Origin of the sequence: Streptomyces sp. NPDC046860 (genome assembly GCF_040645115.1) — a bacterium.
GTDB lineage: Bacteria > Actinomycetota > Actinomycetes > Streptomycetales > Streptomycetaceae > Streptomyces.
The window spans coordinates 705,903-727,790 of sequence record NZ_JBEYXQ010000001.1; the positions used below are offsets into that span (position 1 = coordinate 705,903).

At 71.2% G+C, this 21,888-nt stretch carries 20 protein-coding genes and 1 riboswitch; of the genes, 10 read left to right on the forward strand and 10 right to left on the reverse strand.

Annotation, left to right across the window (positions count from 1 at the left end):
- Positions 1-93 precede the first annotated feature (93 nt).
- The 4 genes from rlmN (at position 94) to ABZ898_RS03170 (ending at position 5,177) form a co-directional block, all read left to right on the forward strand.
- The gene (gene rlmN, locus ABZ898_RS03155) at positions 94-1,200 is read left to right on the forward strand and encodes a 23S rRNA (adenine(2503)-C(2))-methyltransferase RlmN (protein WP_361652131.1); all 1,107 of its coding nucleotides are present in this window, start codon (positions 94-96) and stop codon (positions 1,198-1,200) included.
- A 41-nt stretch (positions 1,201-1,241) separates the two neighbouring features.
- Positions 1,242-1,349, forward strand: a riboswitch (TPP riboswitch).
- 80 nt (positions 1,350-1,429) lie between these two features.
- Entirely contained in the window at positions 1,430-2,503 is a 1,074-nt protein-coding gene (locus ABZ898_RS03160) for a thiamine ABC transporter substrate-binding protein (protein ID WP_361652133.1), read from the forward strand.
- A gap of 50 nt (positions 2,504-2,553) precedes the next feature.
- The gene (locus ABZ898_RS03165) at positions 2,554-4,155 is read left to right on the forward strand and encodes an iron ABC transporter permease (RefSeq protein WP_361652135.1); all 1,602 of its coding nucleotides are present in this window, start codon (positions 2,554-2,556) and stop codon (positions 4,153-4,155) included.
- Positions 4,155-5,177 carry an ABC transporter ATP-binding protein gene (locus tag ABZ898_RS03170; protein WP_361652137.1) on the forward strand — a complete coding sequence of 341 codons (1,023 nt, stop codon included), beginning with the start codon at positions 4,155-4,157 and terminating at the stop codon, positions 5,175-5,177. Before ABZ898_RS03165 ends, ABZ898_RS03170 begins: the two co-directional genes overlap by 1 nt.
- A 76-nt stretch (positions 5,178-5,253) precedes the next feature.
- Here the strand turns inward: ABZ898_RS03170 and ABZ898_RS03175 are convergent, their stop codons facing one another.
- From ABZ898_RS03175 to ABZ898_RS03210, 8 genes are all read right to left on the reverse strand, one after another.
- Positions 5,254-5,961 carry an LAETG motif-containing sortase-dependent surface protein gene (locus tag ABZ898_RS03175; protein ID WP_361652139.1) on the reverse strand — a complete coding sequence of 236 codons (708 nt, stop codon included), beginning with the start codon at positions 5,959-5,961 and terminating at the stop codon, positions 5,254-5,256.
- Between the two features lie 161 nt (positions 5,962-6,122).
- Positions 6,123-7,244, reverse strand: a complete 1,122-nt coding sequence (locus tag ABZ898_RS03180; RefSeq protein ID WP_361652141.1) for a Rossmann fold nucleotide-binding protein — start codon at positions 7,242-7,244, stop codon at positions 6,123-6,125.
- 22 nt (positions 7,245-7,266) lie between these two features.
- Positions 7,267-7,827: an AAA family ATPase gene (locus ABZ898_RS03185; protein WP_361652143.1), complete on the reverse strand. Its 561-nt coding sequence runs from the start codon at positions 7,825-7,827 to the stop codon at positions 7,267-7,269.
- A gap of 10 nt (positions 7,828-7,837) precedes the next feature.
- The gene (locus tag ABZ898_RS03190; RefSeq protein WP_361652145.1) at positions 7,838-8,245 is read right to left on the reverse strand and encodes a VOC family protein; all 408 of its coding nucleotides are present in this window, start codon (positions 8,243-8,245) and stop codon (positions 7,838-7,840) included.
- Positions 8,246-8,358: 113 nt separating this feature from the next.
- Positions 8,359-9,621, reverse strand: coding sequence for a hypothetical protein (locus ABZ898_RS03195; protein WP_361652147.1), 1,263 nt, complete (start codon positions 9,619-9,621; stop codon positions 8,359-8,361).
- On the reverse strand, positions 9,603-10,343 hold the full coding sequence (locus tag ABZ898_RS03200) for an ATP-binding cassette domain-containing protein (RefSeq protein ID WP_361652149.1): 741 nt from the start codon (positions 10,341-10,343) through the stop codon (positions 9,603-9,605). The genes ABZ898_RS03195 and ABZ898_RS03200 overlap by 19 nt, the downstream gene beginning before the upstream one ends.
- Positions 10,344-10,537: 194 nt before the next feature.
- Positions 10,538-11,902 (reverse strand): aspartate aminotransferase family protein, encoded by a 1,365-nt coding sequence (locus tag ABZ898_RS03205; RefSeq protein ID WP_361652151.1) that lies wholly within the window; start codon positions 11,900-11,902, stop codon positions 10,538-10,540.
- 2 nt (positions 11,903-11,904) lie between these two features.
- Complete coding sequence (locus tag ABZ898_RS03210; protein WP_361652153.1) at positions 11,905-12,423, reverse strand: Lrp/AsnC family transcriptional regulator; 519 nt, start codon at positions 12,421-12,423, stop codon at positions 11,905-11,907.
- 208 nt (positions 12,424-12,631) lie between these two features.
- Between ABZ898_RS03210 and ABZ898_RS03215 the strand changes: the two genes are divergently transcribed.
- The 5 genes from ABZ898_RS03215 to ABZ898_RS03235 all read left to right on the forward strand — a co-directional run bounded on the left by ABZ898_RS03215 (position 12,632) and on the right by ABZ898_RS03235 (position 18,680).
- Positions 12,632-14,080 carry a gamma-aminobutyraldehyde dehydrogenase gene (locus ABZ898_RS03215; protein ID WP_361652155.1) on the forward strand — a complete coding sequence of 483 codons (1,449 nt, stop codon included), beginning with the start codon at positions 12,632-12,634 and terminating at the stop codon, positions 14,078-14,080.
- A gap of 46 nt (positions 14,081-14,126) precedes the next feature.
- On the forward strand, positions 14,127-15,320 hold the full coding sequence (locus ABZ898_RS03220) for an extracellular solute-binding protein (protein ID WP_361652157.1): 1,194 nt from the start codon (positions 14,127-14,129) through the stop codon (positions 15,318-15,320).
- 68 nt (positions 15,321-15,388) lie between these two features.
- Positions 15,389-15,832, forward strand: coding sequence for a helix-turn-helix transcriptional regulator (locus ABZ898_RS03225; protein WP_361652159.1), 444 nt, complete (start codon positions 15,389-15,391; stop codon positions 15,830-15,832).
- 10 nt (positions 15,833-15,842) lie between these two features.
- Positions 15,843-16,253 carry a VOC family protein gene (locus tag ABZ898_RS03230; RefSeq protein ID WP_361652161.1) on the forward strand — a complete coding sequence of 137 codons (411 nt, stop codon included), beginning with the start codon at positions 15,843-15,845 and terminating at the stop codon, positions 16,251-16,253.
- Positions 16,254-16,301: 48 nt separating this feature from the next.
- A complete protein-coding gene (locus ABZ898_RS03235) occupies positions 16,302-18,680 on the forward strand; it encodes an excinuclease ABC subunit UvrA (RefSeq protein WP_361652163.1) in 2,379 nt (792 codons plus the stop codon).
- Positions 18,681-18,717: 37 nt separating this feature from the next.
- On the opposite strand, the gene ABZ898_RS03240 is transcribed toward ABZ898_RS03235, so the two are convergent.
- Positions 18,718-19,302: a DUF305 domain-containing protein gene (locus ABZ898_RS03240; protein ID WP_361652290.1), complete on the reverse strand. Its 585-nt coding sequence runs from the start codon at positions 19,300-19,302 to the stop codon at positions 18,718-18,720.
- A gap of 228 nt (positions 19,303-19,530) precedes the next feature.
- On the opposite strand from ABZ898_RS03240, the gene ABZ898_RS03245 reads away from it, so the two are divergent.
- Entirely contained in the window at positions 19,531-21,033 is a 1,503-nt protein-coding gene (locus tag ABZ898_RS03245; RefSeq protein WP_361652165.1) for a hypothetical protein, read from the forward strand.
- Between the two features lie 134 nt (positions 21,034-21,167).
- On the opposite strand, the gene ABZ898_RS03250 is transcribed toward ABZ898_RS03245, so the two are convergent.
- Complete coding sequence (locus tag ABZ898_RS03250) at positions 21,168-21,857, reverse strand: glycerophosphodiester phosphodiesterase (RefSeq protein ID WP_361652167.1); 690 nt, start codon at positions 21,855-21,857, stop codon at positions 21,168-21,170.
- Positions 21,858-21,888: the final 31 nt, after the last annotated feature.

A 21,888-nucleotide genomic window follows, 5' to 3' on the forward strand; every position in this document is an offset into this window, starting at 1 on the left:
GCCAGGTGGTCGACGCCCTCGGTGATGCGGCGCCTCTGGGGCACGAGCGCGCGGACCAGGCCACCCAAGTCGATCTGCGACACTGGTACCACCATGCCCAAGCCCGGAGAACTCACTTTCGTCGCCCCCCGCGGAGCCAAGAAGCCGCCGCGGCATCTCGCTGATCTTTCGCCTGCCGAGCGGAAGGACGCCGTCGCCGAGGCGGGGGAGAAGCCGTTTCGTGCCAAGCAGCTCTCGCAGCACTACTTCGCGCGGTACGCGCACGACCCCGAGCAGTGGACGGACATCCCGGCCGGCTCGCGGGAGAAGCTGCGGGAGGCGCTGTTCCCGGAGCTGATGTCGGTGGTCCGGCATCTGGCCACGGACCAGGGCACCACCCGTAAGACGCTGTGGCGGCTGTTCGACGGCACGCTGGTCGAGTCGGTGCTGATGCGGTACCCGGACCGGGTCACCATGTGCATCAGCAGCCAGGCCGGGTGCGGGATGAACTGCCCGTTCTGCGCGACCGGGCAGGCGGGGCTGGACCGGAACCTGTCCACCGCCGAGATCGTGCACCAGATCGTGGACGGCATGCGGGCGCTGAGGGACGGCGAGGTGCCCGGCGGGCCCGCGCGGCTCTCCAACATCGTCTTCATGGGCATGGGCGAGCCGCTCGCCAACTACAAGCGGGTCGTGGGGGCCATCCGGGCGCTCACCGACCCCGCCCCGGACGGCCTCGGGCTGTCCCAGCGCGGCATCACCGTCTCGACGGTCGGTCTCGTGCCCGCGATCCACCGTTTCGCCGACGAGGGCTTCAAGTGCCGTCTGGCGATCTCCCTGCACGCCCCCGACGACGAACTGCGCGACACCCTCGTCCCCGTGAACACGCGGTGGAAGGTGCGCGAGGTGCTGGACGCCGGGTTCGAGTACGCGGAGAAGTCCGGGCGCCGGCTGTCCATCGAGTACGCGCTGATCCGGGACATCAACGACCAGGCCTGGCGCGGCGACCGGCTCGGCCGGATGCTCAAGGGCCGGCCGGTGCACGTCAACCTCATCCCGCTCAACCCCACCCCCGGCTCCAAGTGGACCGCCTCCCGTCCCGAGGACGAGAAGGCGTTCGTGGAGGCCATCGCCTCGCACGGCGTGCCGGTGACCGTCCGCGACACCCGCGGTCAGGAGATCGACGGGGCGTGTGGTCAGCTCGCGGCCACCGAGCGGTAACCTGGGCCGGTCAGCACAACTTCATACGGTCATACATCTGCATATTCCGACAGGGGAGCGCCACAGCGCTGAGAGTGCGGCAACCAGGCCGCAGACCCTCTGAACCTCGCCCAGGTCATTCTGGGTAGGAAGTTCGGTCATCACTCAAGCTGTTGTGCCCTGCCCGGCCTCCCGCGCGGAGACCGGGCAGGGCCGCGTCTCTTCCTGGCCCACCCCAGGAGGACCATCAGTGCACACCAAGACCTTCGTGGCCGCGGCGGCGGGCCTCGGCCTGCTCACGCTCTCCGCGTGCGGGTCGACCGGCACCGAGGGGGCCGCGGACACCAAGACCGTGACCCTCGTCAGCCACGACTCGTGGGCCGCGTCCAAGAACGTGATCGCGGACTTCGAGAAGCGTTCCGGCTACAAGGTGCGCGTCCTGAAGGACGGCGACGCCGGCCAGGCCGTCAACAAGGCGGTCCTCACCAAGGACAACCCGCAGGGAGACGTCTTCTTCGGCGTCGACAACACCCTGCTCTCCCGCGCCCTCGACAACGGCCTCTTCCAGCCGTACGCGGCCAAGGGCCTCGACCAGGCCGACCCCGCCTTCCAGCTCGACCGCGCCAAGCACCGGGTCACGCCGGTCGACCACGGCGACGTCTGCGTCAACTACGACAAGGCGTACTTCACCGAGCACAAGCTGAAGCCGCCGCACACCTTCGCCGACCTCGCCGACCCGAAGTACAGGAACCTCCTGGTCACCGAGAACGCCGCCACCTCCTCGCCCGGCCTGGGCTTCCTGCTCGGCAGTGCCGCGCGGTACGGCGACAAGGGCTGGGAGGCGTACTGGAAGAGGCTCAAGGCCAACGGCGTCAAGGTCGTCGACGGCTGGGAGCAGGCGTACTACCAGGAGTTCTCCGGCTCCTCCGAGGGCAGGAAGGCGGGCGGTGACCGGCCGCTGGTCGTCTCGTACGCCTCCTCGCCGCCCGCCGAGGTGATCTACGCCAAGAAGAAGCCGGCGACCGCCCCCACCGGCGTCGCCCAGGGCACCTGCTTCCGGCAGGTCGAGTTCGCCGGGCTGCTGAAGAACGCGAAGAACGCCGAGGGCGGCAAGGCGTTCATCGACTTCCTGCTCACCAGGGAGTTCCAGCAGGACATGCCGATGAACATGTTCGTGTACCCGGTGATCAAGGACGCCGAGGTCCCCGCCGAGTTCACCGAGTACGGGCCCGCCGCCGAGGACCCGGCCGTCATGGCGCCCGGCAGGATCGCCGCCAACCGCGACCAGTGGGTCAGCTCGTGGACGTCGCTCGTACTGAAGTAGCCGGGGCGGCCGGACGGCGTGGCCGCCGGAGCGCGGCGCGGCTGGGGCTCATGGCCCTGCCCGCCGCGTTCTTCGCCCTGTTCTTCGCCTGGCCCGTCGCCGCGATCACGGCGCGCGGGCTCAAGACGGACGGCACCTGGCACCTCGGGCGGTTCGCCGAGGTGCTGGGCCGCTCCGACATCCGGCACGTGCTGTGGTTCACCACCTGGCAGGCGGTCGCCTCCACCGCGCTCACCCTGCTGATCGCGCTGCCCGCCGCCTACGTCTTCGCCCGGCTGGAGTTCCCCGGCAAACAGGTGCTGCGGGCCGTGGTCACCGTGCCGTTCGTCCTGCCCACGGTGGTCGTCGGCACCGCGTTCCTCGCCCTGGTCGGCCACGGCGGACTGCTGGACGAGCTGTGGGGCCTGCGCCTGGACACCACGGTGTGGGCGATCCTGCTGGCGCACGTCTTCTTCAACTACGCCGTCGTCGTCCGTACCGTCGGCGGGCTCTGGGGGCAGCTCGACCCCCGGCAGGAGGAGGCCGCCCGGATGCTCGGCGCGTCCCCGCTGCGCGCCTGGCGGCAGGTCACCCTGCCCGCGCTGGCGCCCGCCGTGGCCGCCGCCGCGCTGATGGTGTTCCTGTTCACCTTCACCTCCTTCGGCGTGGTCCAGATCCTCGGCGGACCCACCTTCTCCACCCTGGAGGTGGAGATCTACCGCCAGACCTCCGAGGTCTTCGACCTCACCACGGCCGCCGTCCTCACCCTGGTGCAGTTCGCCGCGGTCGGCGCGATCCTCGCCGTGCACGCCTGGACCGTGCGCCGGCGCGAGACCGCGCTGCGCCTGGTCGACGCCTCGGTCACCGCGCGCCGTCCGCGCGGCGCCGGACAGCGGGCGCTGCTCGGCGGGGTGCTCGCCACCGTCGCGGTGCTGCTGGTGCTGCCGCTCGCCGTGCTGGTGCGCCGCTCGCTGGACGCCCCGGACCTCGGCTACTACCGGGCGCTCACCGACGCCGACGGCGGTACGTTCCTGGTGGCGCCGCTGCACGCGGTGTGGACCTCGCTGGAGTACGCGGCCGCCGCCACCGGCATCGCGCTGGCCGTCGGCGGGCTCGCCGCCGCCGCGCTGGCCCGCCGGGACGCGGGACGGCTGGTGCGCGGGTTCGACGCGCTCCTGATGCTGCCGCTCGGCGTCTCCGCCGTGACCGTCGGCTTCGGGTTCCTGATCGCGCTGGACGAACCGCCGCTGGACCTGCGCCAGTCCTGGCTGCTGGTCCCGCTCGCCCAGGCGCTGGTCGGCGCACCCTTCGTCGTCCGGACCATGCTGCCGGTGCTGCGGGCGGTGGACACCCGGCTCAGGGAGGCGGCCGCCGTGCTCGGGGCCTCGCCCTGGCGGGTGTGGCGGGAGGTCGATCTTCCGTTGGTGCGGCGGGCGTTGCTGGTCGCCGCCGGGTTCGCGTTCGCCGTGTCGCTCGGCGAGTTCGGGGCCACCGTGTTCATCGCCCGCCCCGACGACCCGACGCTCCCGGTGGCGGTGGCCCGGCTGCTGAGCCGGCCGGGAGAGCTGAACTACGGCCAGGCGATGGCCCTTTCCACGATTCTGATGGTGGTCTGCGCGGCCGCGCTGCTCCTGCTGGAGCGGCTGCGCACCGACCGGACGGGGGAGTTCTGATGCTGCTGCGCCTTACGGAGGCGACGGTCCGTCTCGGCGGGCGGCCCGTGCTGGACGCGGTCGACCTCGATGTCGCCGAGCACGAGGTGGTGTGCGTGCTCGGGCCGAGCGGGAGCGGCAAGTCGACCCTGCTGCGCGGCGTGGCCGGGCTGCAGCCGCTGGACTCGGGCCGGGTGTCGCTCGACGGCCGCGACCAGCGGGGCGTGGCCGCGCACCGGCGCGGGGTCGGGCTGATGTTCCAGGACCATCAGCTCTTCCCGCAGCGGGACGTCGGCGAGAACGTCGCCTTCGGACCCCGCATGCACGGCATGCCCAAGCGGCAACGGGACGCGGAGGTAGCGGAGTTGCTGGAGCTGGTCGGCCTGCCCGGCTCGGCCCGGCGGGCGGTGGCCGGCCTTTCGGGCGGCGAGCAGCAGCGGGTGGCCCTCGCGCGGGCGCTCGCGCCCAGGCCGAGGCTGCTGATGCTGGACGAGCCGCTGGGACAGCTCGACCGCTCGCTGCGGGAGCGGCTGGTGGTCGAACTCCGGGAGCTGTTCGGCCGGTTGGGCACCACGGTGCTCGCCGTCACCCACGACCAGGGCGAGGCGTTCGCGCTGGCCGACCGGGTCGTGGTGATGCGGGACGGCCGGATCGCCCAGTCGGGCACCCCGGTTCAGGTGTGGAGCAGGCCGGCCGACGCGTTCGTGGCGCGCTTCCTGGGCTTCGAGAACGTGGTCCCGGCGGGCGTGACCGGGACGGCGGCGGACACCCCCTGGGGCAAGCTGCCGGTGCCCGAGGGCTCGCCGCAGGGCACCGGGGAACTGCTGGTCCGGCCCACCGGGGTGCGGCTCGTGGCCGCCGGTGAGGGCCTGCCGTGCACGGTGGGCGCGCGCACCTTCCGGGGCACCCATGTGGCGCTCCGGCTCCGGCCCCGCGACGGCGGCCCGCATCTGGAGGCGGCCTGCCCGCTGCGCGAGGCGCCGGAGGCCGGCGCCGAGGTGGGGGTGGAGTTCGACGCCGCGGAGATCGTCGTCCTCGGCTGACACCGCGCGCGTACGACGGCGGCCCGCCCCCGTGCGAGACGGGGACGGGCCGCTGTCGTGCCGGTGGGCGGGGGCGTCAGCTGCCGCTCTTCGCGCCACGGCGGCGCATGCCGAAGTACACCGCGCCGCCGCCGACGACGACGAGGGCACCGGCGACACCGGCGATCAGGCCGGTGTTGGAGTTGGCACCGGTCTCGGCGAGGTTGGAGTCACCGATCGCCGCGGAGGGCGCGTTGCTCGGGGCCTCGGAGGCGGGCGCGGCGGCGCTGCTCTCGGACGCCGAGGCGGACGGGGCGGCGCTCTCCCCGGCCGGCTCGGTCACCGACGGGGACGGCTTGGCGGACTCGGAGGCGGGCGTGCTCGGGGTGGTGGGCGCCTCCTTCTTGCACGCGGTGGCCGGGGTGGTCAGGTTGGGCGTGATGTCCTTGTTGTTGATGAAGCGGGGGACGTTGACGCTGACGCGGTAGACCGCGCCGGGCTTCCAGTCCTCGTCGAAGGTGATCGTGGCGCCCTCACGGGAGCCGGTGACCACCTGCTCGCCGATCTTCTTCTCGTCGGCGCCGTTGTTCTCCAGGAAGACCGTGACGGTGGCCTTCTGGCCGGAGGGGTCGACGTCCTTGACGACGATCTGGCCCTTGTCGCCCGTGCACGTGGCCTCGGCCGAGAACTCGCTGATGTTGCACGCGAGAGCCTGGCCGGAGACACCCAGGACCAGAGCGGCCGACGCGGAGGCGAGACCCAGGATGCGCACGGAGCGGCGCGCGTTACGGCGGGATATGGACAAGTCATGTCCTTTGCTGAGTGCAGAACTGCGGGGGGCTGATGAGGAGTTGGAGCGGCGGAGGGAAGCCGGCCCCAGCACTCCCACGAGACACACAGGTTTATAAGCGCGTCATAAGCATGTCAATGCGTAGGCCGTCAACAGGTATTGACTTTGCCTTCTTATTACTTGCTGAGACGTTTCAGCGCGTCAGAAGCCATCTCGATCCGGCCAACCAGGGCGATACGGGACTCCATCGGCCGTTCCCGTGCCAACGCCCGCAGCAGCGGCCAGGTGGGGAGCTTCTCCGTCCAGTGCTCCTCGTCCACCAGCACCATGGGCGTCGGATTCCCGCGCGAGCCGTAGTAGTTGGGGGTGGCGTTGTCGAAGATCTCCTGCACGGTCCCGGCCGCGCCCGGCAGGAAGACCACCCCGGCGTTGGAGCGGGCCAGCAGGCCGTCCTCCCGCGTCGCGTTGGCGAAGTACTTGCCCACGTGCGAGGCGAACGCGTTGGGCGGCTCGTGGCCGTAGAACCAGGTCGGGATGCCCACCGACTCCCCGCCGTCCGGCCAGCGTTCGCGCACCTCGAAGGCGGCACTCGCCCAGTCCGTCACGGACGGGGTGAACGAGGGCGCCTTGGCCAGGATGCCGAGCGCCTCGCCCAGCATCCCGTCCTCGAACGGCGCCGCGTACGCGCCGAGGTTCGCCGCCTCCATCGCGCCGGGACCGCCCCCGGTCGCCACCATGTGCCCGGAGCGGGCCAGTTCGCGCCCGAGCCGGGCCGCGCCCGCGTACGCCTCGGTGCCGCGCTCCATCGCGTGGCCGCCCATCACGCCCACCACCCGGGCGCCGTCCAGGAGTTCGTCCAGGGCGTCGGAGACGGAGTCGTCGTGCACCGCGCGCAGCATGGAGGCGAGGATGTCGCCGTCGGACCTGGTCCGCCGGAACCACTCGTACGCCCGCGCGTCCGGCGTCGCCTCGTACCCGTCCGCCAGCGAGGCGAACAACTCGTCCGGGGTGTAGGTGAGTCCGCGGTACGGATCGAAGGGCAGACCCGGCACCGGCGGGAACACCAGGGCGCCGGCGGCGGTGACGTGCGCGGCCGCGCCGGGGTCCATCGGGCACCCCAGGAAGACGGCGCCCGCGGTGTCCAGCGTGAGCAGGTCGTCCGTACGGCCGGTCAGGTCGACGGCCTGCACCCGGAACCGGGCGAGCGTCCCGTGCGCGGTGACGACGGCGTCGAACTCCGCCAGCGACTCGATCTCGTGGTCCGGGGCGACCTCGTGCGGCCTGGGTATCGGAGACATCCGCACATGCTAGGGGGTGTCTTCACCCTTCGGCGGAGTACCGGACCCGCAGGCGGCTGAAGGCGGTCGGGGACGGCCGGTGGGGGAGGAACGCCTTGATCCGCTCGGCGCACTCGTGCGGGCTCGCCGTACCGGTGTCGCACTCCAGGTCGTAGTCGCCGTGGCGGTGCACCAGGTCGTACTGCTGGGCGGCGAGGCCCGGTTCGCGGTCGCCGCGCGCCCGCTCGCGCCGCTCCAGCTCGGCCCGCGGGCAGTGGACGCCGACGAAGAGGACGTCCTCGGGCCGCAGCACGGTCAGGCAGTCCGCGAGCCGCCACGGCTCGCTGAGCACGTGGTCCACCACCAGGTCGTTGCCCACCTCGGCCATCGCCGCGACCGAGCGGTGGAAGCCGAGACGGGTCCGGCGCAGCGCGGCGTCGAACTCCCGCGGGGCCAGCTCCCGCCGCGTGCGCATCGAGTTGAAGTCGTCCACGGACAGGTGGAAGAAGACGCCGTCGTCCAGGATGTCGAGCAGCTCGCGCGCGATGCTCGACTTCCCGGAACTCGACGTGCCGTTGAGGAAGATGATCCGGCCCGGTGTCATACCGGAAGGATCACCCCTGGATAGCGGCGGGGTCCATCCACATGACCTCCCAGGTGTGGCCGTCGAGGTCGTCGAAGGCGCGGCCGTACATGGAGCCGTGGTCCTGCGTCTCGCCGTGCGAGGTGCCACCCGCCGCGACGGCCTTCTCCACCAGCTCGTCCACCTTCTCGCGGCTCTCGGCGCTCAGGCAGAGCAGGGTCTCGCTGGAGGTGCGGGAGTCCACGATCTTCTTCCCCGTGAAGCGGCCGTAGTGCTCGGGCGTGAGGAACATCGCCACGATCGTGTCGCTGATCACCACGCTGACGCATTCGTCCGCGCTGAACTGCTCGTTGATGCCGTACCCCAGGTCGCTGTAGAACTTCCGGGTGGCGGGCACGTCGGCGGTGACCAGGTTCACGAAGATCATCTGCTGGTACATGGGTTCTCCCCTGCGATAAGTGCGCGAGCCGCGCCGAAGTGTGCGAGCCGCGTTCACCGGTACAGACGGCGGGCCGCCGGAAAACTCATCGGCGGCCCGCGAAAACCTTCCGCTCACTTCGCCGGCGGCAGCACCGACAGGTAGGCGATCAGCAGGGTGAGCGGCACGAACAGGGCGATCAGGGCACCGGCCCGCAGCGCCGCCGACCCGCGCAGCATCGTGGCCGGGGCGCCGAGCCGGAGCAGCGCGGCCGTGGTGCCGGCGCGGGACTGGCGGGCCTCCACGGCGGCCGTCAGCAGCGTCGCCAGCGTGCAACCGCCCACCACCGCCGTGGCCACCGTGGACAGCGGCCCGAAGGCGGCGGCCGGCCGGTCGTACATCGCGGTCGTCGCGAGCGCGGCCGACGTCACCGCGCAGACCACGCCGAGCGGGCGTCCGATGCGGGTGGCCTCGGACATCAGCACCCGCCCCGCCAGCAGCCGCAGCGCGCCCGGCTGCGCCGACTGCAGCACCCGCCCGCACAGGTGGGTCAGGCCGGGCGCTGCCAGCACCAGCCCGAGCGCGGTGAGCAGCCAGCCGCCCAGCACCGCGGCGCCCTCCACGGGCAGCGCGAGCACGGACGCCGGGGCCGCCCGGTTCGCGTACGCCTGCACGGCGAGACCGGCCGCCAGGGCGGCGACCCCCCACGGGAAGCCCGCCGGGGCCTCGCGGGGCGGCGGCGCGACGGTCAGCACGTCCGACCAGCCCGCCTCCTCGGCGGCGACCTCCGCGGGCGCCTCCTCCGGGGTCTCGGCCGCGCGGGTGACGGTGTGCCGGCGGGCGCCGAAGGACATCGGGGAACGGCGCTTCGCGGCCGGCCGGCGCGGGTCCCTGGGACGCAGGCCCAGCGCGACCGCCGCGGACGCGACGGCCGGCAGCAGCGCCAGCAGGGTCAGCGCGGCCGCGACCGGGAGACGCCGGTCCGCGGCGAGGAACTGCGCGCCCTTCCCGTCGAACGGCATGCCCGTCAGGTCGCCCCGCAGATGCAGGAAGAACAGCAGCGCGACCAGCGAGCCAAGTGTGCAGGAGAGCAGGGTGGTCAGCGCGGAGACCGCCATCAGACGGCCGGGCCCGAGCCCCACCGCCGACAGCCCCGGCCGGGGCCGGGTGCCCGGGTCGGTACGGGCCACCGCCCGCGCCAGGTACACCGTCGCGGCGAGCGGCACCACGCACCAGGCCAGGCGCAGCGCCGCCGCGCCCGGGGTGCCGGGGTGGTCCAGCGCGTAGCCGAGGGAGCCGAGCAGCAGGAACCCGGTGCCCGCCGAGGCGGCCGCGACCAGCAGGCGGCGCAACTGGACGGCGGGCCGGGCCGCGCGGGTCAGACGGAGAGCGAGCACGCCGCCCGGCCTTCCGTGTCCGGGCTGTCGGGCAGGTGCACGGTCTTCACGCGCCGCCCGTCCAGCAGCGAGACCGTGCGGTCGGCCAGGGCCGTGGTCTCCGGGTCGTGGGTGGCGAGGACGACCGTGATGCCGTGCGAGCGGGCCGCTGTGGTGAGCGTGCGCAGCACGTGCCCGCGGTCGGCGCGGTGCAGCGGCGCGGTCGGCTCGTCGGCGAACAGCACCGTGGGCCCCGGGGCCAGCGCGCGGGCGATGGCGACGCGCTGGCGCTCGGCCTGGAGCAGTTCGTGCGGGCGCTTCCTGGACTTGTCGCCGACGTCCAGCCGCTCCAGCCACTCCATCGCGGCCACCTTGGCGCGGCGGCGGCCGGTGCCGCGCAGCATCAGCGGGAGCGCGGCGTTCTCCCAGACGTTCAGCTCCGGGACGAGCGCCGGGGCCGGGTCGATCCAGCCGAACCGGTCGCGGCGCAGCCTCTCGCGGGCCATCGGGCCCAGGGTGTGCACCGGGGAGCTGTTGAACCACACCTCGCCCTCGTCCACCCTGACCTGCCCGGACAGGCAGCGCAGCAGGGTGGTCTTGCCGCTGCCGCGCGGGCCGCCGACCGCGAGGATCTCGCTCTCCCGCACGCCGAGCGAGACGCCGGCGACGCCGGGGGAGCCGTCGGGATACCTGTAGTGCAGGGAGCGTGCCCAGAGCACGTCGTTGTCCGGCGGAGCCTCCATGGCGTACACCTCGGTTCTGATCCGTTTTTCCCGTGTCCGTGTCCCCTGTTCGGGGGAACGAAGACCGGGCCGATCGGTCACTGGCACGCTAGGCAGCGGTCGGCGGGAGGGCGGGACAGCACGCGGCCCCGGGCCGCCGTTCTCACTCGAACGGGCGGCGCCGGGGCCGGTCCGGGGCTCGCCCCGGGGTGTGCTCAGAGCTTCTGCCACGCCTCCGTCAGGGTCGCGCGCAGGATCTGCTCGATCTCGTCGAACGTCTCCTGGTTGGCGATCAGCGGCGGGGCGAGCTGGACCACCGGGTCGCCCCGGTCGTCCGCGCGGCAGTACAGGCCGTTGTCGAACAGGGCCTTGGAGAGGAAGCCGTACAGGACGCGCTCGATCTCGTCGGCGTCGAAGGACTCCTTGGTGTTCTTGTCCTTGACCAGCTCGATGCCGTAGAAGAAGCCGTTGCCGCGGACGTCGCCGACGATCGGCAGGTCGTGCAGCTTCTGGAGGGTGCGCAGGAAGGCGCCCTCGTTGTCCAGGACGTGCTGGTTCAGGCCCTCGCGCTCGAACAGGTCGAGGTTGGCGAGGCCGACCGCGGCGGAGACCGGGTGGCCGCCGAAGGTGTAGCCGTGCAGGAAGACGTTGTCGCCGCGGTAGAAGGGCTCGGCGATCCGGTCGGAGACGATGGTCGCGCCGATCGGGGAGTAGCCCGAGGTCATGCCCTTGGCGCAGGTGATGATGTCCGGGACGTAGCCGAACTTGTCGCAGGCGAACATCGTGCCGAGGCGGCCGAAGGCGCAGATGACCTCGTCGGAGACGAGCAGCACGTCGTACTGGTCGCAGATCTCGCGCACCCGCTGGAAGTAGCCGGGCGGGGGCGGGAAGCAGCCGCCGGCGTTCTGCACCGGCTCGACGAAGACCGCGGCGACCGTGTCCGGGCCCTCGAAGAGGATCTGCTGCTCGATCTGGTCGGCGGCCCAGCGGCCGAACGCCTCCGGGTCGTCGCCGTGGACCGGGGCGCGGTAGATGTTGGTGTTCGCCACCTTGTGCGCGCCCGGCACGAGCGGCTCGAAGGGGGCCTTCAGCGCGGGCAGGCCGGTGATGGACAGCGCGCCCTGCGGGGTGCCGTGGTAGGCCAGCGAGCGGGATATGACCTTGTGCTTGGTGGGCTTGCCGACCAGCTTGAAGTACTGCTTGGCCAGCTTCCACGCGGTCTCCACGGCCTCGCCGCCGCCGGTGGTGAAGAAGACCTTGTTGAGGTCGCCGGGAGCGTAGCCGGCCAGCCGCTCGGCCAGCTCGATCGCCTTGGGGTGGGCGTAGGACCACACCGGGAAGAAGGCCAGCTCCTGGGCCTGCTTCAGGGCGGTCTCCGCCAGTTCCACCCGGCCGTGCCCGGCCTGGACGACGAACAGGCCCGCGAGGCCGTCGAGGTAGCGCTTGCCCTTGTCGTCGAAGACGTGGGTGCCCTCGCCCCGGACGATGGTCGGCACGGGCGAGTTCTCGTACGAGGCCATGCGGGTGAAGTGCATCCACAGGTGGTCGTACGCGGTGCGGCTGAGGTCCTTCTGCGTCACGGTTATCGGGTTCCCCACATGTAGGTCTGCTTCTTGAGCTTGAGATAGACGAAGCTCTCGGTGGAGCGGACGCCGGGCAGGGCCCGGATGCGCCGGTTGATCACGTCCAGCAGGTGGTCGTCGTCCTCGCAGACGATCTCGGCGAGGACGTCGAAGGAGCCCGCGGTCATGACCACGTACTCCACTTCCGACATGGCGCTCAGCGCGTCCGCGACCGTCTCCACGTCGCCCTCGACATGGACTCCGACCATCGCCTGCCGGCGGAAGCCCACGGTGAGCGGGTCCGTGACGGCGACGATCTGCATCACGCCCTGGTCGAGCAGCTTCTGCACGCGCTGGCGCACGGCCGCCTCGGAGAGGCCGACGGCCTTGCCGATCGCGGCGTAGGGCCTGCGGCCGTCCTCCTGGAGCTGCTCGATGATGGCGAGGGAGACGGCGTCCAACTGGGGGGTTCCGCTCCTGGACTCGCGGGCGGAGTCCCTGTGTTCTGTGCTTCGGCTGGCCACGTCCTCACTGTGCACGACACCTCGACAGTTTCGCAAGGCTCGATCGATGAAATTCGTTGTTTACGAGCCCGCAGTGTGCGGATTTCGCAGGACCGATGGTGGTGGGGGTGTTGAAAACGCGGGTGTCCCGACTAGGGTTGGCTTGTCTCAGCCTCCGGACAGCCGCGCTGTCTCCCGGAGGCCGGGACAGCTCGAACCCTCGAACCAGATCAGGAGGCCGGCAGTGAGCACCGAGCCGCGTGGGCTGCGCAAACTCCGGAACTATGTCGCCGGTGAGTTCCGGGACGCCGCCGACGGACGCACCACCGAGGTGGTCAACCCCGCCACCGGTGAGGTGTACGCGACCGCGCCGCTGTCCGGGCAGGCGGACGTGGACGCCGCCATGGACGCGGCCGCCAAGGCGTTCCCCGCCTGGCGCGACACCACCCCCGCCGAGCGGCAGAAGGCCCTGCTGAAGATCGCCGACGCGTTCGAGGAGCGGGCCGAGGAACTCATCGCGGCCGAGGTGGAGAACACGGGCAAGCCCGTCGGGCTCACCCGCTCCGAGGAGATCCCGCCGATGGTCGACCAGATCCGCTTCTTCGCGGGCGCGGCCCGGATGCTCGAAGGCCGCTCGGCCGGCGAGTACATGGACGGCCTGACCTCGATCATCCGCCGCGAGCCGATCGGCGTCTGCGCGCAGGTCGCGCCGTGGAACTACCCGATGATGATGGCCGTGTGGAAGTTCGCCCCGGCGCTGGCCGCGGGCAACACGGTCGTCCTCAAGCCCTCGGACACCACGCCCGCCTCCACGGTCCTCATCGCCGACATCATCGGCTCGGTCCTGCCCGAGGGCGTCTTCAACGTCATCTGCGGCGACCGCGACACCGGCCGCATGATGGTCGAGCACCCCACCCCCGCCATGGCCTCCATCACCGGCTCGGTGCGCGCGGGCATGTCGGTCGCCGAGTCGGCGTCCAAGGACCTCAAGCGGGTCCACCTGGAGCTGGGCGGCAAGGCGCCGGTCGTCGTCTTCGAGGACACCGACATCCCCAAGGCCGTCGAGGACATCTCGGTCGCGGGCTTCTTCAACGCCGGCCAGGACTGCACCGCCGCCACGCGCGTCCTCGTCCAGGAGTCCATCCACGACGAGTTCGTCGCCGCGCTCGCCAAGGCCGCCTCCGAGACGAAGACCGGGCAGCCGGACGACGAGGACGTGCTCTACGGCCCGCTGAACAACCCCAGCCAGCTCAAGCAGGTCGCCGGCTTCATCGAGCGGCTCCCCGCGCACGCCAAGGTCGAGTCGGGCGGCCACCAGGTCGGCGACAAGGGCTACTTCTACGCCCCGACCGTCGTCTCCGGCCTCAAGCAGGACGACGAGATCGTCCAGAACGAGGTGTTCGGACCGGTCATCACCGTCCAGTCCTTCACCGACGAGGACCAGGCCGTCGAGTGGGCCAACGGCGTCGACTACGCGCTCGCCTCCTCGGTGTGGACCAAGGACCACGGTCGCGCGATGCGGATGTCCAAGAAGCTGGACTTCGGCTGCGTGTGGATCAACACCCACATCCCGCTGGTCGCGGAGATGCCGCACGGCGGCTTCAAGAAGTCCGGCTACGGCAAGGACCTGTCGGCGTACGGGTTCGACGACTACACGCGGATCAAGCACGTGATGACCTCGCTGGACTCCTGACCAGCCCCGATTGTCCGTCCGGCGGGCGGGGCGGCACACTTTCGGAGTGCTTCACACCTCTGTTCGTGGCTCCGCCCCCTCCCGCCGGACCGTCCTGCGGGCCCTCGGGGGCACCGCCGCGCTCGGCGCGCTCGCCGGGTGCGGGGTGCCCTCGGCGTACGTACGCCCCGGCGACCGGTCCACCCCCGACCGGTCCGCCACCGACCACCGCCTGGCCTGGTCGAACTGGCCGCTGTACATCGACACCGATGACGACGACCCGAACCGGCGGCCGACACTGGACGCCTTCGAGAAGCGCACCGGGATCTCCGTCTCCTATGCCGAGGAGATCAACGACAACGACGAGTTCTTCGGCAAGATCAGCCCGGCCCTGATGAACCACCGGCCCACGGGCCGGGACCTCATCGTCATCAGCGACTGGATGTGCGCGCGGTACGTCCGCCTCGGCTGGGTCCAGCGGATGGACCGCGCCGGGCAGCCGAACGTCGCGAAGTACCTGGACCCGCTGCTGCGCCGCCCCGCCTTCGACCCGGGCCGCATGTTCACCGTCCCCTGGCAGTCCGGCATCACCGGCATCGCCTACGACCGCCGCCGCCTCGGCCGTGAGATCCGGAACGTGCGGGACCTCTGGGCAGGCGACCTCAAGGGCCGGGTGACGCTGCTGTCCGGGATGGACGAGGCGTACGCGCTGCTCATGCAGGGCAACGGCGTGGACATCACCCGCTGGACGCCGGACGACTTCCACACCATGTGCGACGAGGTGGAACGCCAGGTCCGCCGCGGCCAGATCCGCCGCTTCACCGGCAACGACTACACCAAGGACCTGGTCAGCGGCGACGTCCTCGCCTGCCAGGCGTACTCCGGCGACGTCATCCAGCTCCAGGCCGACAACCCGCACATCCGCTTCGTCGTCCCCGAGGAGGGCGCCGAACTCTGGTCGGACTCCCTGATGATCCCCGACCTGGCCACCCACAAGGCCAACGCCGAGCGCCTGATCGACTACTACTACACCCCGTCGGTCGCCGCGGAACTCGCCACCTGGGTCAACTACGTCTGCCCGGTCCCGGCCGCCCAGCACATCCTGGCCGACAGCACCGACGAGGACACCGCCGCCCTGGCCGCCAACCCCCTGATCTTCCCCACCCCCACGATGCGCCGCCGCCTGGCGATAGCCCGCGACATGAGGCCGACGGAACGGGCGGAGTTCTCGCGGCGGTGGAACGCGATCGTGGGGTTGTAGGGGCGTGGCACCGGAGGGGCAGGGGCAAAGCCCCCTTTCCGCTGCGGGTCCCGTGGCACGATCTCAGGATGAGGGACTTGTCCGGTGAGGCGCCGCGTCTGCGGGAGCTGAGGTTGTTGCGGCGGGTGCGGGACCGGATCGACCGGGAGTACGCGCTGCCGCTGGACGTGGAGGCGCTGGCCCGGGGGGTGAGCATGTCGGCGGGGCATCTGAGCCGGCAGTTCCGGGCGGCGTACGGGGAGTCGCCGTACAGCTATCTCATGACGCGGCGCATCGAGCGGGCGATGGCGTTGCTGCGGCGCGGGGACCTGAGCGTGACCGAGGTGTGCTTCGAGGTGGGGTGCTCGTCGCTGGGGACGTTCAGCACGCGGTTCAGCGAGCTGGTCGGGATGCCGCCGAGCGTGTACCGGACCGAGGCCGCGCGGGCGACGGAAGGGCTGCCGACCTGCGTGGTCAAGGTGGTCACCAGACCGGTCAGGAATCGAGAAGCGCGGTTTCCGGGCCACGGCTAGCGTGACGGCCATGGACATCAGCATTCACGCCAGCTTCCTCCCGCAGGACGACCCCGAGGCCGCCCTCGCCTTCTACCGCGACACCCTCGGCTTCGAGCTGCGCAACGACGTGGGCCACGACAAGATGCGCTGGCTCACCGTCGGCCCGAAGGGCCAGCCGGACACGAACATCGTGCTGAGCCCGCCCGCCCTGGACCCCGGCATCACCGACGACGAGCGCCGCGTCGTCGCCGAGATGATGGCCAAGGGCACGTACGCCAGCATCGTGCTCGCCACCCCCGACCTGGACGGCACCTTCGACCGGCTGGTGGCCGCCGACGCCGACATCGTGCAGGAGCCGGCCGACCAGCCGTACGGCATCCGGGACTGTGCCGTGCGGGACCCCGCGGGCAACATGCTCCGCATCCAGGAACACCGCTGAGCCGACCCGGCGTACGACAAGAAGCCAGTACGTGAAGATGGAGACGGTATGACCAAGGGCACGGACGCGCACGCCGCCGACAGCCACGAGATGATCCGCGTCCACGGCGCGCGGGTGAACAACCTCAAGGACGTCAGCGTCGAGATCCCCAAGCGCCGGCTGACGGTGTTCACGGGTGTCTCCGGCTCCGGCAAGAGTTCGCTGGTGTTCGGCACCATCGCCGCCGAGTCGCAGCGGCTGATCAACGAGACGTACAGCGCGTTCGTGCAGGGCTTCATGCCGACGCTCGCCCGGCCCGAGGTGGACATCCTCGACGGGCTGACCACCGCGATCATCGTGGATCAGCAGCGGCTGGGCGCCGACCCCCGCTCCACCGTCGGCACCGTCACCGACACCAACGCCATGCTGCGCATCCTGTTCAGCCGCCTCGCCGCCCCGCACATCGGCCCGCCCAGCGCGTACGCCTTCAACGTCGCCTCCGTGCAGGCCAGCGGCGCGATCAAGGTGGACAAGGGGGCGCGCAAGGCGGAGAAGGTGACCTTCAGCCGCACCGGCGGCATGTGTCCGCGCTGCGAGGGCCGGGGCGCGGTCACCGACATCGACCTCACCCAGCTCTACGACGACACCAAGTCGCTGCGCGAGGGCGCGCTGACCATCCCCGGTTACAGCGTGGACGGCTGGTACGGCCGTATCTACACCGGCTGCGGCTTCTTCGACCCGGACAAGCCGATCGCCAGGTTCACCAAGCGCGAGCTGCACGACCTGCTCCACAAGGAGCCCACCAAGATCAAGGTCGAGGGCATCAACCTCACCTACGAGGGCCTGATCCCGAAGATCCAGAAGTCGTTCCTCGCCAAGGACGTCGACGCGCTCCAGTCGCATGTGCGCGCCTTCGTGGAGCGGGCCGTCACCTTCACCGTCTGCCCCGACTGTGAGGGCACCCGGCTGAACGAGGGCGCCCGTACGTCGACCATCGGCGGCGTGAGCATCGCGGACGCCTGCGCGATGCAGATCACCGACCTCGCCGCGTGGGTACGCGGTCTCGACGACCCCTCCGTGGCCCCGCTGCTGACCGCGCTGGGCCACAGCCTCGACTCGTTCGTGGAGATCGGCCTCGGCTACCTCTCCCTCGACCGCCCCTCGGGCACGCTGTCCGGCGGCGAGGCGCAGCGGGTGAAGATGATCCGGCACCTCGGTTCCTCGCTCACCGACGTCACGTACGTCTTCGACGAGCCCACCACCGGCCTGCACCCGCACGACATCCAGCGGATGAACGGCCTGCTGCTGCGGCTGCGCGACAAGGGCAACACCGTGCTGGTCGTGGAGCACAAGCCGGAGACCATCGCCATCGCCGACCACGTGGTCGACCTCGGTCCCGGCGCCGGTACGGGCGGCGGCGCCGTCTGCTTCGAGGGCACGGTGGAAGGGCTGCGGGCCTCGGACACCGTCACCGGGCGCCATCTCGACGACCGGGCCGCGCTGAAGGAGAGTGTCCGCGAGGCCACCGGCGCGCTGGAGATCCGGGGCGCGGACGCCAACAACCTGCGCGGGGTCGACGTGGACATCCCGCTCGGGGTGCTGGTCGCCGTCACCGGGGTCGCCGGGTCCGGCAAGAGCTCGCTGGTGCACGGATCGGTGCCCGCGGGGGAGGGGGTCATCTCCGTCGACCAGGGCGCGATCCGGGGGTCGCGGCGGAGCAACCCGGCCACCTACACCGGGCTGTTGGACCCGATCCGCAAGGCGTTCGCCAAGGCCAACGGGGTCAAGCCCGCGCTGTTCAGCGCCAACTCCGAGGGCGCCTGCCCGACGTGCAACGGCGTCGGCGTCGTCTACACCGACCTCGCCATGATGGCGGGCGTCGCCACGACCTGCGAGGAGTGCGAGGGGCGGCGCTTCCAGTCGGCGGTGCTGGGGTACCGGCTCGGCGGCCGCGACATCAGCGAGGTGCTGGCCATGCCGGTCAGTGAGGCGGAAGCCTTCTTCGCGGAGGGCGAGGCCCGCATCCCGGCCGCGCACCGCATCCTGACCCGGCTGTCCGACGTGGGCCTCGGCTACCTCACCCTCGGCCAGCCGCTGACCACCCTCTCCGGCGGCGAACGCCAGCGGCTCAAGCTCGCCACGCACATGGCGGAGAAGGGCGGTGTGTACGTACTCGACGAGCCGACTGCCGGCCTGCACCTCGCCGATGTGGAGCAACTCCTCGGCCTGCTGGACCGGTTGGTGGACTCCGGGAAGTCGGTCATCGTCGTGGAGCACCACCAGGCGGTGATGGCCCACGCGGACTGGATCATCGACCTGGGGCCGGGCGCGGGTCACGACGGCGGACAGATCGTCTTCGAGGGGACGCCGGCCGAGCTGGTGGCGGACGGGTCGACGCTGACGGGGCGGCACTTGGCGGAGTACGTGGGGAAGCAGGCGCGGGAGTGAGGCATCGCTGACCGGGGCTTCCGGCTCGTCGCCCCGGTCAGAGCATGCCGCGCATCCGGACGATCTCGCTGGTCTGCTGGGCGATGACGTCGTCGGCCATCTCCTCGATCTGGATGTTGTTGCCCTGCGCCTTCACGTCGGTGGCCATGGAGACGGCGCCTTGGTGGTGGGCGATCATCAGCTTCAGGAAGAGCCGGTCGAACGCCTTGCCCTCGGCGGCGCGCAGTTCGGTGAGCTGGGCGTCGGTGGCCATGCCGGGCATCGCGCCATGGTGGTGGTGAGCCTCGCCGCCCTTGCCGTTGGTGGCCAACCAGCCCTTCATCGCCGCGATCTCGGGTCCCTGCGCGGCGGAGATCCGCTCCGCGATGCCCTTCACCTGGGCCGACTGGGCCCGCTCGGGCACGAGTCCGGTCATCTCCAGGGCCTGGGAGTGGTGGCTGATCATCATGACGACGTAGGAACGGTCCGCCGTGTTGGGCGAGTTGTCGTCCGCGCGCTGATCGGCGGCGTCCTCGGCGGACAGTGTCCGGTTCGCCTCGCCGGGCTTGCCGGGGGCTATGACGGAGGGCTCGGTGTGCGCGGACTCGGTGCCGGAAGCGGAGCAGCCGCCGGCCGCGAGCAGGGCCGTGCCCGCCAGGAGGGCCGTCGTGAGGGAGGCGCGACGGTGAGGCACGGGGATCTCCAGTCTTCGTGGCGGTGCGAGCACTGACCGTCCTAGCACTCTTCCGCCCGCGAATGACCGAGAACCTTCGGACCCGACTCATTGCGCACTGTTGACCTGTCCATGGCACGGACGATACTGCGGGGGAATGTGAGCCGCGCCCCCACGTCCGGCACCAGGGAGGAAGCAGTGACCCCGTTCCAGCATTCCCGAACCCGTCGCAGAGGGCTGGGAGTCGTCGCCGCCGCGGCGGGACTCCTGGCCGCGCTGCTCACCACCGCACCGGCCTCCGCGACCCCCGATCCCGGCGACAGCCCCGCCGCCGGGCAGCGTCTCTCCAAGAGCGACGCGGCCGAGGTACGGGGCGCCGTGGCGGACGGTGAGATACCGGGCCAGGACGAGACCGTCCACTCCGCCAACATCGAGCACCTCACCAACATCCCGAAGGACGCCCTCCCCGGCTTCAACACCGACCTCGCCTTCCAGGGCCGGTACGCCTTCGCCGGCAACTACGACGGCTTCCGCATCTTCGACATCAGCAACCCGAAGGCGCCGAAGACGGTCTCGCAGGTGCTGTGCCCCGGCTCGCAGAACGACGTCTCCGTCAGCGGCGACCTGCTCTTCCTCTCCACCGACTCCTCGCGCAGCGACAACTCCTGCGCCAGCACCACACAGCCCGCGACGGAGAAGTCGTCGTGGGAGGGCATGAAGATCTTCGACATCAGCGACAAGGCGAACCCGAAGTACGTCGCCGCCGTGGAGACCGCCTGCGGCTCCCACACCCACACGCTGGTGCCCGAGCGCAGAGACGTCTACGTCTACGTCTCCTCCTACTCCCCGAGCGCCACCTTCCCCGACTGCCAGCCGCCGCACGACGGCATCTCGGTCATCAAGGTGCCGCGCAAGGCGCCCGAGAAGGCGGCCGTGGTCGGCTTCCCCGTCCTCTTCCCCGGTGAAGGCCCCGACGGCGGCGGCAACCCCGGCGCGCCGACCAACCCCGGCGTCTCCAAGACCACCGGCTGCCACGACCTGACCGTGCTGCCCTCCAAGGACCTCGCCGCGGGCGCCTGCATGGGCGACGGCATCCTGTTCTCCATCAAGGACCCCGAGCACCCGAAGGTCATCGACCGGGTCCAGGACAACGTCAACTTCGCGTTCTGGCACTCCGCGACGTTCAACCAGCGCGCGGACAAGGTCGTCTTCACCGACGAGCTGGGCGGCGGCGGCGCGGCCACCTGCAACGCGGCCATCGGCCCGAACCGCGGCGCCGACGGCATCTACGACATCACGGGCCGCGGCGATCACCGCAAGCTGGTCTTCCGCAGCTACTACAAGATCCCCCGCCACCAGGCCGACACCGAGAACTGCGTCGCCCACAACGGCTCCCTGATCCCGGTCAAGGGCCGCGACCTCATGGTCCAGGCGTGGTACCAGGGCGGCGTCTCCGTCTGGGACTTCACCGACTCCCGCAGCCCGAAGGAGATCGCCTACTTCGAGCGGGGCCCGCTCTCCACGGACACCCTCCAGGTCGGCGGCTCGTGGTCGGCGTACTACTACAACGGCCACATCTACTCCAACGACATCATCAAGGGCTTCGACGTCCTGAAGCTGAGTGATCGTCGTACGGACTCGGCCCGCCGGGTGCACCTGCCCGAGCTGAACGTGCAGACCCAGCCGGACTACTTCGACTGAGCGAAGCCTGTCGGGCATCGGCGGCCTTCCCCTTCCAGGGGGAGGCCGCCGGTCTCTGTGTCCCGGAGCGTGCGAGCGAACGCACCTGCGTACGAACGGGCGTGATGGAGAACCGCTTTAGGAGAGCGGTGCTTCTATCGCACCCTCGTCCGCAACCCCACCAGCGTCTCGATCCGGTTGGTCGTGATCGAGTCCACCCCCAGTGCCAGCAGTCTCCGCATCGAGCGGCCCGTGTCCGGGGTCCAGGCCGACAGGAGGTAGCCCTCCTTGTGGACCCGCTGGGCCAGGTCGTGGTCGACGAGGGGGAAGCGGTAGTTGAGGTAGCGGGGGCGCAGGGCGGTGAGGAGGGCGGGGCGGGGGCGGGCCGTGGTGGTCCAGGTGAGGGCGAGTTCGGCGGAGGGCGCGGCCGCGCGGAGGGTCAGGAGGGACTCCGCGCCCGCCGAGTAGTAGACGCGGTCCTCCGCCCCTGACTCGCGGACCACGTCCAGGACGCGGTCCGCCATCCGCGGGGTCACGCCGCCGCACAGGTCCGCCATGACCCGGGTGCCCTCCGTGGCGGACAGGGCCTCCGCCAGGGTCGGGATGCCGCCCGCCGTCAGCTCGGTCACCTGCGCCGCCGTGAGCGCGGAGAGTGGGCGTTCGATCTCCCACAGCCGCTTCAGGGAGGCGTCGTGCAGCAGGACGGGGACGCCGTCCCGGGTGAGGCGTACGTCGATCTCGACCGCGTCCGCGCCCTGTTCGAGCGCGGAGCGCAGCGAGGCGAGGGTGTTCTCGCGGAAGCGGTAGGGGTCGCCCCGGTGTGCGACGGCGGTCCAGGTCTGCATGGGCGTCATTCTGGCAGCCGTGTGGGTGCCA